The 11,663-nt window shown below is 69.5% G+C and carries 6 protein-coding genes; 2 read left to right on the forward strand and 4 right to left on the reverse strand.

What is annotated here, in order from left to right:
- Both KUTG_RS60905 and KUTG_RS07960 read right to left on the reverse strand, forming a co-directional pair.
- Positions 1–1,577 (reverse strand): glycoside hydrolase family 3 N-terminal domain-containing protein (locus KUTG_RS60905; RefSeq protein ID WP_232241433.1); only part of this gene is annotated, 1,577 nt, incomplete at its 3' end.
- Positions 1,578–1,791: 214 nt separating this feature from the next.
- Positions 1,792–2,799 (reverse strand): polyprenyl synthetase family protein, encoded by a 1,008-nt coding sequence (locus tag KUTG_RS07960; RefSeq protein ID WP_052394190.1) that lies wholly within the window; start codon positions 2,797–2,799, stop codon positions 1,792–1,794.
- Between the two features lie 615 nt (positions 2,800–3,414).
- On the opposite strand from KUTG_RS07960, the gene KUTG_RS07965 reads away from it, so the two are divergent.
- Both KUTG_RS07965 and KUTG_RS07970 read left to right on the forward strand, forming a co-directional pair.
- Positions 3,415–4,425, forward strand: a complete 1,011-nt coding sequence (locus KUTG_RS07965; protein WP_043716041.1) for a Dyp-type peroxidase — start codon at positions 3,415–3,417, stop codon at positions 4,423–4,425.
- The gene (locus KUTG_RS07970; RefSeq protein ID WP_043716043.1) at positions 4,422–5,222 is read left to right on the forward strand and encodes a family 1 encapsulin nanocompartment shell protein; all 801 of its coding nucleotides are present in this window, start codon (positions 4,422–4,424) and stop codon (positions 5,220–5,222) included. The genes KUTG_RS07965 and KUTG_RS07970 overlap by 4 nt, the downstream gene beginning before the upstream one ends.
- On the opposite strand, the gene KUTG_RS58145 is transcribed toward KUTG_RS07970, so the two are convergent.
- Both KUTG_RS58145 and KUTG_RS07980 read right to left on the reverse strand, forming a co-directional pair.
- On the reverse strand, positions 5,219–6,148 hold the full coding sequence (locus tag KUTG_RS58145) for an NUDIX hydrolase (protein ID WP_232240706.1): 930 nt from the start codon (positions 6,146–6,148) through the stop codon (positions 5,219–5,221). The genes KUTG_RS07970 and KUTG_RS58145 overlap by 4 nt on opposite strands.
- A gap of 50 nt (positions 6,149–6,198) precedes the next feature.
- Positions 6,199–11,663 (reverse strand): RHS repeat-associated core domain-containing protein (locus tag KUTG_RS07980; protein ID WP_052394191.1); only part of this gene is annotated, 5,465 nt, incomplete at its 5' end.

Here is an 11,663-nt window from a genome sequence, read left to right on the forward strand (position 1 = left end):
GTGCCGGCGGTCAGGTCGACCGTGGCGGTCTCGGTGTGGCTGGCCTGGTCCCGCCAGTTGTCGATGACCTGCTTGCCGTTGACGAACAGCCGGCTGCCGTCGTCGCTGGACAGGCCGAACGTGTAGGTGCCGGTCTCGGGCGGCGTGAGCGTGCCCGTCCACCTCACCGAGTAGTTGGTGTCGGTCAGGCCGGCCGCCGGGGACTTCCCGGTCCAGTCGAAGGACACCGTCGGGTCGGTCCGGATGGCGACGGGCGTGCCGTCGAGGGTCTTGTTGTTGAAGTACTGCCCCTGCAGGCCACCGCCGAAGTACGAGCTGTCGATCGCCGGCAGCTGCCCGGTGGAGCTCAGGTTGCCCTGTGCGTAGGTCACGGTCGTGCCCGCGCCGGCACGAGCCTTGATGCCGTCGAACGGAGTGACGGTGCCGGTGCCGGCGACAACCGCACTGCCGCCGCCGGCGGTGAGGGCGTCCTTGCCGGCACCGTCGCCGATGACGGCGATCGAGCGGGTCTTCTTGGCGTCCAACGGAAGGACGTTGTCGTTCTTGAGCAGGACCGCGCCGTCCTCGGCGACCTTGCGCGCGGTGGCGACGTTGGCCGGCGTCGAGGCGACGGCGGTCGGCGTGTCCCGCGACGGGTGGTCGAACAGCCCGAACCGGAACTCCTCGCGCATGATGCGGGCGACCATGTCGTCGACGCGGCTCTGCGCCACCTTGCCGCCCTGCACGGCGGCCTTCAGCGCGTCGCCGAAGAAGTCGCCGTCGGGCATCTCCATGTCCATCCCGGCGTTGGCCGAGGCGACGGTGCTGTGCGTGCCGCCCCAGTCGGAGGTGATGAAGCCGTCGAAGCCGAACTGGCTCTTGAGGATGTTGTCGAGATACGCGTTCTCGCAGGCGAAAACGCCGTTGATCGCGGAGTACGAGCACATGGCCGACGAGGGCTTGGCCTGGTCGACGATCGTGCCGAAGGCGGCGGTGTAGACCTCGTGCACCGTCCGGTCGTCGACGACCGCGTTGTCGGCGATGGTGTTGCGGCTGGTCTCCTGGTTGTACACGGCGAAGTGCTTGACCTGCGCCATCACGCCCTGGGACTGGATGCCCTCGATGTCGGCGGCGCCGATCTGGCCGGTGAGGTACGGGTCCTCGCTGTAGCTCTCGAAGGCCCGGCCCCAGCGCGGGTCGCGCACGATGTTGACGGTGGGCCCGAGGTCGACGTCGACGCCCTTGGCCTTGTCCTCGGCGCCGATCACCTTGCCGTAGCCGTGCGCGAGGGAGGAGTCGAAGGTCGCCGCGAGGTCGGCGGCGGCGGGAAGCTGGGTGGTGTCGGGCATTCGGACGCCGACCGGCCCGTCCTGCATCTTCAGCGCCGGCACGCACAGCCGGGCGTTGCCGGGGATGAAGCCGGTGTACGCGGAGCCGGCGGCCCCGTGCACCATGGTGATCTTCTCGTCGAGGGTCATCTGTCCGAGCACCCGCGACACCTTGACGTCGGTGGGCGCGTGCGAGCCCACCCACGGGCACGCCGGGTTCGGTCCGCTGTCCGGGGCGGCGGATGCCGCCGCCGGCAGCGCCGTACCCATGATCAACACGGCGCCGACCGCTTAATGCTCTTTCGCAGTTTCCGCATGGGGCCCCCTTGCCTGCCGCGACCACGTTTCGCCGAATCGTTCTTACGACGTGTGGCGGGCGGCAGACAAGGCGGCGCGACCCGACTTTGTCCGGAACCGGTCACGGAACCGGTTCCGGATTCACCAACTTCCGGTGGCAGCAAAAGTGCGCGCGTCGACGAGCGAGTCACGGCCGGTGGGCGGCCATCGGCACCTCGTCCAGGGCGTTGACGGCCTGCGCCACCAGGGCGTCGATCTTGCACTCCAGCTCGTCGACCGCGCCGCTGCGGACCAGCAGCGAGCGAACGGTGGCCAGGTCGATGTCGTTGGCCTCCAACCGGATCAGCAGCTCGCGGTCACGGCCGGTGGCGCGGGCCCGGACGATGTCCAGCAGCCGGGTCGCCTTGTGGTGCACGATGTCGCCGCCGACCGGCTTCCCGGTCTCGGCCTCGTCGCCGAAGATGTCCAGCAGGTCGTCGCGCAGCTGGAAGGCCTGGCCGATGGCCCGGCCGTACGCCTGCAGCTGCGGCTTGATCTCCATGCCGCGCGGGGCCAGGGCCGCGCCGATCAGCAGCGGGCCCTCCACCGTGTAGCTGCCGGTCTTGAGCAGGGCCGTGCGGGCCGCGATCTCGCTGGTGAACTCGCCCGAGGCGGTGGTCTCCAGGTCCAGGTACTGGCCGTGCATGAGCTGGGTGGCCGACCAGTAGAAGGTGCGCAGCGCGTGCCGGGGCAGCATGGTCGCCAGCTCCGTGCACATGAGGAACGCGAAGTCCCCCAACAGGATCGCCATGTTCTCGCCGTAACGCTTCGGGCAGCCTCTCATGCCCAGCGCGCGGTGGCGCTCGGCGAAGGTGACCTGGAGCGTGGCCATGCCGCGGCGGGTCGGCGACTCGTCCATCACGTCGTCGTGGACCAGGGCGAAGGTGTGCAGCATCTCCAGCACCGAGCCGGCGTCGATGGCGCAGTTGTCGGCCGGGTCTCCCCCGCCGGCGACGAACGCCCAGTGCACGAAGGCGGGCCGGATGCGTTTGCCGCCGGCCAGCGCCATGCCTCGTAGCTCGGACAGGCCGAACATGCTGGGGCCGATCCCGTCCACCAGCGCGCGCTCGAACAGCGCCGCCAATTGCTGGTCGACCCGCTGGCGGATGCGGTCGAGGTCGGTCCGGAAACGGTCGAGCGTGGCTAACTGGTTCACCCTTGCCTCCACGACTAGAGACTGGCTACAGCGACGCGACACAGGTTCGGACAATTCGAGGACGACCGCCCCCGAGTGTTTCTGGAACTATTCCGGCCAGAGCGTCCGACCACCCCAGGTATTCTGCTGGCGAAAGCTATTACAGCGATGTGGTCCCCGCAAGAAGGTTCGGGTGTCCACGGACGCCGTGCGGTGCCCATAATTACCTACGGGGGCTGTCGCATACGCGAAGCAGACTGGGTAAACGCGTAGTCATGGGAAGCAGGGGGTACACCCCTTGTTTCCCCAGCGTATGCCATACCCCCTGGATCCGGCGCGTCGAGCTGACGAAGTGGCCCCGCCCCCTGACCCGAACGACCGAAGGACCCCCTCGAAACCGTATAGCAAACGCACGTACATATAACCCCGCGAGTCACGCTCTCCGACACACCGAATGTCGGTTCCCGGCACATCCGAATGTCACATGAGCGTCATACTTGCCGCCCTGCGGCACGTGCGGACCGCATGTGACGGAAGTGGGGCGGGGTGGGCGGAGGTCGCGAAACCGGTTCATGGTTGCCCGAGAGCGGGACTCGCGGGGGCGGTGGGGCGGGGTTCGTGCCTAAGATCACCGGCATGGCGAGTGTTGAGCCGCAGTCGGTGCTGACGCCGTTGACGGAGGCGGCGATCTTCCTGGTGGCGACGGTCGCCGACGGAGGCGAGGACGCCGTCGCCGACGTGCTGGCCGACGTCGGGGCCGTCACCCGGTCGGTGGGATTCCGCATCCCCGACGGCGGCCTGACCTGCGTGGTGGGCATCGGGGCGGAGGCGTGGCCGAGGCTGTACCCGGGCGCGACCACCCCCGCGGGGCTGCATCCGTTCGTGGCGCTGCAAGGCAGCAGGCACGCGGCGCCGTCGACGCCGGGCGATCTGCTCTTCCACATCAGGGCCAAGCGCATGGACCTGTGCTTCGAGCTGGCCGACCGGCTGACCAGGCTGCTCGGCCCGGCCATCGCCGTCGTGGACGAGGTGCACGGGTTCAAGTACTTCGATCGCCGGGACCTGTTGGGATTCGTGGACGGCACGGAGAACCCGACCGGGCGGGCCGCCGCCGCGGCCGTGACGATCGGCGACGAGGATCCGGACTTCTCGGGCGGCAGCTATGTGATCGTGCAGAAGTACCTGCACGACATGACGGCGTGGAACGCGCTGTCGACCGAGGACCAGGAGCGCGTCATCGGCCGCACCAAGCTCGGCGACATGGAGCTGGCCGACGACGTGAAGCCGCCGGACTCGCACGTGGCGCTGAACACCGTGGTCGACGAGAACGGCGAGGAGCGGGAGATCCTCCGCGACAACATGCCGTTCGGCCGTGTCGGCAGCGCGGAGTACGGCACCTACTTCATCGGCTACGCGGCGAGCCCGGACATCATCGAGCTGATGCTGCGCAACATGTTCATCGGCCGGCCCGAAGGCACCACGGACCGGGTGCTCGACTTCTCGACGGCCGTCACGGGAACGCTGTTCTTCGTGCCGACGGCGGATTTCCTGGAGGACCCGCCGGAACCGGTCCCGGCCACGGTGGAACAACCCGAAGAACCCGTCACGTTCTCGCTGCGCGTCGGAAGCCTGAAAGGGAGCCAATGAACAACCTGCACCGCGAACTCGCGCCGATCTCCGAGGCGGCGTGGGCGGACATCGAGGCGGAGGCGCGGCGCACCTTCACCCGTCACGTGGCGGGGCGCCGGGTGGTGGACCTGGTCGGCCCGGCCGGCGAGACGCTGTCGGCCGTGGGCACGGGTCACCTCAAGGACCTGGGCACCACCACCGAGGGCGCGCAGGTGCGCAGCCGCGAGGTGCAGCCGATCGTGGAGATCCGCGTGCCGTTCGCGGTGTCCCGCCGCGCGGTGGACGACGTGGAGCGCGGGGCGAAGGACGCGGACTGGGACCCGGTGAAGGCGGCGGCCAAGCGCATCGCCTTCGCCGAGGACCACGCGATCTTCGAGGGCCTGTCGGCGGCGGGCATCGCCGGCGTGCGGGCGGCGACCACCAACGACGCCCTGACACTGCCCCAGGACGTGCGGGAGTACCCGAACGTCCTGGCGCAGGCGTTGAGCGCCCTGCGCCTGGCCGGTGTCGACGGCCCGTACACGCTGCTGCTGTCGGCCGACGCCTACACGGCGGTGGAGGAGACCACCGACCACGGCTACCCGATCCGTGAGCACCTGTCCCGGGTGATCCACGGCGGCGACATCATCTGGGCGCCCGCGGTGACCGGCGCGTTCCTGCTGTCGGCCCGCGGCGGCGACTACGAGCTCCACCTCGGGCAGGACCTGTCCATCGGCTACCTGTCGCACGACGCCGAGAGCATCGAGCTGTACTTCCAGGAGTCGCTGACCTTCCAGGTGCACACCGGCGAGGCCGGCATCGCGCTCCAGGCCTAGAGCAATCCGTGGCGGTGCAGGTCGTCCACGATGGCGTGGACGACCGGCGCCGTCTCCGGCATCGCCGAGTACTCCTCATACGTGTGGTAGCCGCACTCGGCGATCTCCGAGTTGGCGGTCGGCTCGCCGGTGATTTCCCCGGTGTAGGTCGTGATCCGCACCTGCGTGCCGGCCACCTGGCCGTGCGCGTCGCCCCGGAATGCGCCGTACGGGCGGACCGTCTCCGGCCGCAGCGCGCAACCGGTCTCCTCCAGCACTTCCCGGGTCAGCGCGACCAGATCGGTCTCCCCCGGCTCGAACTTGCCGCCGGGCAGGTAGAAAGCCTTGCGCCCGTGGGTGCGCACCAGCAGCACCCGCTTGTCACGGACGTGCACCAGGGCAACGGTGTCGATCAGACCGAAGACGTTGTCGGCCCGGCGGTGGTAGTCGACCTGCGGCAGGACCAGCTCGTAGCGGGCCCGGTCGGTCTCCACGGCCTGGATGATGCCCAGCACCACATCGGTGTCGGCCGGGTCCCCGCGCCGCAGCTCGCGGTAGAACAGCCACAGGCCGGCCCGGGCCAGCTCCCGGGCACGCACGTCCAGGTCCGCCCGGCCCGCCTCCACCTCCGACCGGTGCACGTCGGCGTTGACGATCTCCCCGAGCAGCCACAGCACCGTGCTGCGGGCATGCGGCATCAGGTCCTCGGTCAGCGCCGCGCACAGCACCGACACCGTGGGCACCGCCGACTGGAACAGGTTGCTCTGCATCATCACCACGTTGTCTATGTCGCTGGCGTGATGCCTGGCCGCCTCCTCGGTGGAGGCGGCGAGCAGCGCCAGCACCGTCGCCGGCACGTCCTCGGCCGTGCCGTCACACGTCGCGAGCGATCCCCAGTCGTAGCGGCTCAGTTCCAGGGACACGGCGGGAAACGGGGTCTCGGTCACCCCGGAAACGCTACTGGCCCCGGCCGGAGCCGGGGCCAGTAGGTCACCGATCAGAAGAAGGCCAGTCCGTGGCCGCTGCGGTTGTGGTAGAGGCCGTCGGTGGTCTGGTAGATGCCAGTCCTGATCGCCTCCGCGCTGTTGTACGTCGGCCGGTTCGGGCCGGGCTTGTCCGGACCGAGGTTGTACGACGGTGCGCGGTGGAACGGAACGAACGAGGGGAACTTCGGCCCCGCCGCCGTCGGCGCCCGTGGCGGCAGGACACAGAACACGCCGCCGGCATGGCAGTACGAGTTGGCCATCGGATTGCCCTGCCGATTCGTGCACGGATAGGGCCCGGCGAAGCCCGGACGGGAACAGCTCCAGTTGGTCGGCGGCACCGCCGCCGCGGCCGGCGGCTCGCCACCGAGTCCCTCGGCGCTCGGGTTGTTGGTGATCCCCTCGCCCCGGATGGCCTGCACCGCGGGCCCGATGTACGTCTCACCAAGCGCGCCGACGTTGAGGATGTTCCCCTGGCGGTCAAGGGATCTCGCCCCGGCGTTGGCCACCCGGTTGGCGGCCAGGTTGAGCACACCCGGGGTCTTGGTCGCCGCCTGTGCCGCCTCCGCCGCCTTCGCCGCGTTGGCGGCGAGTTTGCCGAACCCGGCCGCGGCTCCACCGAGTCCGAACGAGAACGTGTCCAGTATGAACGAGGTGGAGTCGTGGTTCTTGGTGGCGATCCACATGTCCCGCATGGTGAGCGCGGTGCTCACGCCCAGCGCGATCCACCCCACCGGTCCACTGGCGAAGGCCAGCACGCCGGCTGCGACGCCGAGCCAGCTGCGGTGGTCGTCGACGAACTTGGTGGTGGCGTTCCACGCCGACTTGAGCCAACCCCAGATCTGGCCGTCCGGGTCGGACTTGGTGATCGGGTTGTTGTCGGCGTAGGTGTAGCCGTGCAGCTGTTGCGCGTCATTGGGATCGGCCACCGGATCGACGGACAGGAACCGGCCCAGCGCCGGGTCGTACTCCCGCGCGCCCAACTGGGTCAGCCCCACCGACTTGTCGAGCGTGCCGCCGACGAAACCCTTCTCCCCCGGGAAGTCCACCGCGGCTCCGCGCGGCTCGCCGAACGGGGTCTGCCGCCGCTGGGTGACTTGCAGCGAATCGCTGGTCACGGCGATCTGGGCCGTGCCCTGGGTGTCGCCCGCCAACCAGGTCAGCCCCGCCGCGGTCCGCATGGCCACGGCCGCGTCGCCGTGCAGGTAGTAGCGGGTCGCTTCGAGCTTGCCGGTGGACTTGGCCAGGTGCAGCTCCTGGCCGTCGAGGAACAACGTGGCGCCGGTCGAGTCGTGGCGGATCAGCCGATTGCCGGTGGCGTCGTAGACGAAATCGGTGACGTCACTGCCCTGGGTGATCTTGGCCAGGTGCCCCTCGGCGTCCCAGTCCAGTTGCTGGGTCGCGCCGGGCAGCTTGCGGGTGACCGTGTTGCCGCTGGCGTCGTAGACGAACTGGCTGGCACTCGGACCGGACGGGCCGGTGGAGGACACGCCGCTGAGCGAGTGCCCGGTGGCCGGGAACGCGCCGGTGGTGACGGTGTCGCCGGCCGTGCCGTGCTGGGTCTCGCTGAGTCGGTCGCCGACCTTGTTGTACGAGAACGACTGCCAGTACGGCGCCGGACCGCCCAGCGCCGCCGCGGACGGGGCCGCCGTGCAGTCGCCCGACGGCGTCCACGCCTCGGTGATCCGCTGGAGGTAGTCCAGCGTGAAGCACTGGACGTCGGCCGGCTTGCCCTGCGGTGTGTCCGCGATGGACGTGACGTTGCCGGACGGGTCGTAGCTGTAGTGCTTGTCCGACAGCATCGGCGACGGCACCTCGGCGTCGACGATGGTCCGGTCGACCTGGCGCGTGTTGTCGTCGTAGTAGTTCGACAGCCACACCCGCTTGCCGGTGTCGCCGAGCTGGGTGCGGGCGACCTCGCCGTACCTGGTGTAGGTGGTGTCGGTGACGTAGTCGGCGGTGTTGCCGTCGAAGCCGCCGGTGACCGTGGTGATCTGGCCCAGGTCGTTGCGGGCGGTCGTCACCGACTCGGCCGGCAGGTCGCCGGCCGCGGCATAGCCGACGCCGGACAGGGTTCCGTCCACATTGTACTTCTGGTTCGACGCGTAGGTTCCGGCCAGCGCGCCCTCCGAGTCGGGCACGGTCACCTGGGCGCCGATCGGCTTGTACAGCGCGTTGTAGCCGCTGATCGCCGTGGTGTAGGCGTTTCCGTTGACGTAGCGGGTGCTGCTGGCGATCTGGCCCTTGCCGAACGACGCCGTGTCGTAGATCCACTGCGCCTGGATCGGGCCGGTCGCGGAGCCGGTGCGGATGCTGGTGGTCCGGCCGAGGTCGTCGTACGCGCGGTACAGCGTGGTGCCCCGGGCATCGGTGCTGGTCAGCTGCTGCCCGGCGCCGTCGTAGGTCATCGTCGACGTGCCCTTGTCCACGTCGTCGTCGCGAATCTCGTTGCCGCGCAGGTCATAGGCGCGATGCCAGGTGCTGCCGGCCGGGTCGGTCGTCGTGGTGAGCCGGCCCTCCGGGTCGTAGGCGTACTTGGTGGTGTCGTAGTCCCCGGTCGGCAGGTGCCCGTGATACTGGCGCAGTTCGATCGTCTTGCCACGAGCATCCACAATGGACATTGTCGCCGTGCCGCCGACGGGCGGGGTGACGGTCGTGCTGTCGCCGTCGTAGGCGGTGATGGTGCGCCACTTCTCGAAGGCGCCGCCCTTGAGCACGTCCGCCGTCTTGCGACCGGCTCCGTCGAACTCCGTGTCGGTCTGCAGCGCCACGTCCACGTCGCTGGCGATCACCAGCTTGTCGTCGACCGGCGCGGCGTTGAAGTACGGCTTGGTGCTCTTGTACTGGCGCCCCTGCGAGTCGTACTTGATGTCGGTGATCAGCCGACCGCCGTCGGCCGGCGCCTGCGTCTGGCGCAGCCGCATCAGGCCGTCGTAGAGCTCGTTGCTGGTGGTGTAGTTGCCGTTCGGGCCGATGGAGCTGGTGGCGACCACGGTCGGGCCGTCGGCGCGGTAGGCGTAGGAGTACTTCTCGTTGCCGGCGACGCCGGCCGACCGCGACCGGTTGGGCAGCCAGTGCTCGGTCTTGCGGCCCAGGGCGTCGTAGGTCGTCTCGGTGACGCGGTTGTTGGCGTCGGTCACCTTGGTCGGCTGTCCGTACGCCGTCTCCAGGGTGGTGGTGACCGACTGACCGGCCGGGTTCGTCACCACGGTCTGGGTCTGCGGGCCGCCGGTCGCCGGCGTGTAGGCGGTGGTGGTGACCCGGCCCAGGGCGTCGCCGGCCGAGGTGACCCGGCCCTGCGCGTCGAAGACGGAGGTGGAGTCCAGGATGTAGACGGCGCCCGAGGCCGGATAGCTGTCGAGCACCTCGATCCTGGTGGCGTCACCGGTCACCGGCGCGGTGCCGAAAGCCTTGCCGTCGTAGGAGTACCGGTGGCCGGACACCGCGTTGTCCGGGTACTTCGGCGTCGCCGTGCAGGCCACGGAGACGGTCTCGGTCTGCGACGGCGAGGCGATCAGCCACTTGTCGGTGTTGCGGACGTAGCTGGTGCGGGTGCACCTGTCGTCGGCCGGGGTGGCGATGTCGCCGAGGTCGTTGGTGGACACCAACTGGCCGAGGTCGTCGTAGGCCTGCTCGGTCCGTGTGGTGCGCCAGCCGCCGGCCGACAGCGCCGCGTAGTTCGCGGTCGTGCCGGTCTTGACCATGTACGCCTTGAGGTTGCCGCGGGTGGCGGTCGGTCCCTGCACGGACGGCGTCATGACGGACTTGGAGATGATCTGGTCGCTGGTTCCGTTGTGCACCTGGGACTCGTACTCGAAGCCCTGCAGCCAGGCGTCGTCCTTGCGGGCGCCGCCCTCGGAGTCGGTGACGGTGACCGACCGCGTGCCGGTCGGCTGCTTGTCGCCGTCCATGCCGCGGTAGAACCGCTCCTCGGTCATCGTCTGCGGCCCGGACAGATCACCGGCCTTGCCCTTGGTGATCCGCACCCGGCCGAAGCCGTGGAACTCGTTCCAGTTCCGGTTGGCGTCCTTGGTGAACTCCGAGGTGTCGTAGGCCCACGCGGCGCCGTCGAGGTAGTCGTAGCTGGTGACGTCCTCGGTGTTGGCGGCGATCATGTCGGACTCGGCGACCTGGGCGACCACGTACTTGTTGAAGTAGTCGGTGCGCTCGGAGAAGTCCTTCTTCGCCCACTTCATCGGGAAGCAGCGCTGGGTGTTCGTCTCGGCCTTGGCCGGCACGGTGTCGGCCGTGCAGTCCGGGGCCGCGTAGGTGATGGTGGTGACGCCGCCGGTCTCGGAGACGACGGCGGTGAGCCGGTAACGCAGCAGCGGTCCGAGCCCGTCCACCTTGTCCACCCGGTTGGCCATCTTCGTGCCCTCGAACCGCACCGAGGGCAAGGCGACAGGCGTGCCGCCGGCCAGTCCGGTGTGGGTGACGGACTTCAGCCACAGCGCGGGCTTCTCGCCGTCGCCGCTGGCCGGGAACTGCTGGTCCAGCGACCAGGACTCGACGTCGGAGTAGGTCGAGCCGGCCAGCACCTGGGTGGTGATCTTCGACAGGCGCTTGGTCGTCCAGAACGACGGCGAGTTCTGGTCCTTGCAGGTCGGGCCGTCGCACTTGTCGGCCCACGGCACGTCCGGCCAGTTGTCCTTCTTGTCGGGCGTGCAGTCGCTGCCCGGCACGCAGCGGTCGGCGGTGGCGAACTCGACCCGGGCCGAGGCCTGCTGGGCGGTGCCGTCACGCAGGCCGTACAGCGCTTCCTTCAGCGTGCCGCCGCGGACGTAGGAGGCCGCGGCGTCCTTGTTGTCCGCGCCGTAGGAGTTGGTCTCGGCGTCGTAGTTGTACTGGATCATGTTGCCGTGCCGGTCGACGACCTTGTCCAGGTTCCACCGCCACGCCTGGGTGCACCGCGAGGCGTCGAAAGTGGCTCCGTGGCAGGGTTCTCCGGCGTCGTTGCCGAACACCGGCACGGTCAGGGCCGACTTCGCGTCCGGCCGGTCGCCGAAGTAGTACTGCGTGCCGTCGACGGTGGTGATGCGCCAGTACTCGCCGTCGTTGTCGCCGTTGGCCGCTCCGGTCAGGCGCTCGATGCGCGAGCCGTCGTCGGTCTTGTTGCGCCAGGCGCCGGTCTTGTCGTCGCGGATGAGCTGGCCGCCCCCGCCGCCGTAGGAGGCGAAGGCGTTGTCGCTGCGCCAGCACAGGTCGCCGACCTTGACCGGCGTGGTGTCGTCGGCGCACGGGACGTAGCTGCGCTCGATGAAGCCGACCGAGAGGTCCCAGCCGTCACCGACCCAGGAGGCCTGGTTGTTGGTCGCGCTGGTGCGACCGTCCACACCGGACGACGCGTAGCTCAGCGCCAGCTTGGGATCGAGGCCGCCGGGCGACGGCGGCACGCGCAGCGGATAGGACCAGCTGAAGTCGCCGGTCTGGGCCGAGACGTCCCACGACGCCGACGGGGACAGCGGACTGGCCTTGTCGG

It is taken from the genome of Kutzneria sp. 744 (assembly GCF_000568255.1).
Taxonomy (GTDB): domain Bacteria; phylum Actinomycetota; class Actinomycetes; order Mycobacteriales; family Pseudonocardiaceae; genus Kutzneria.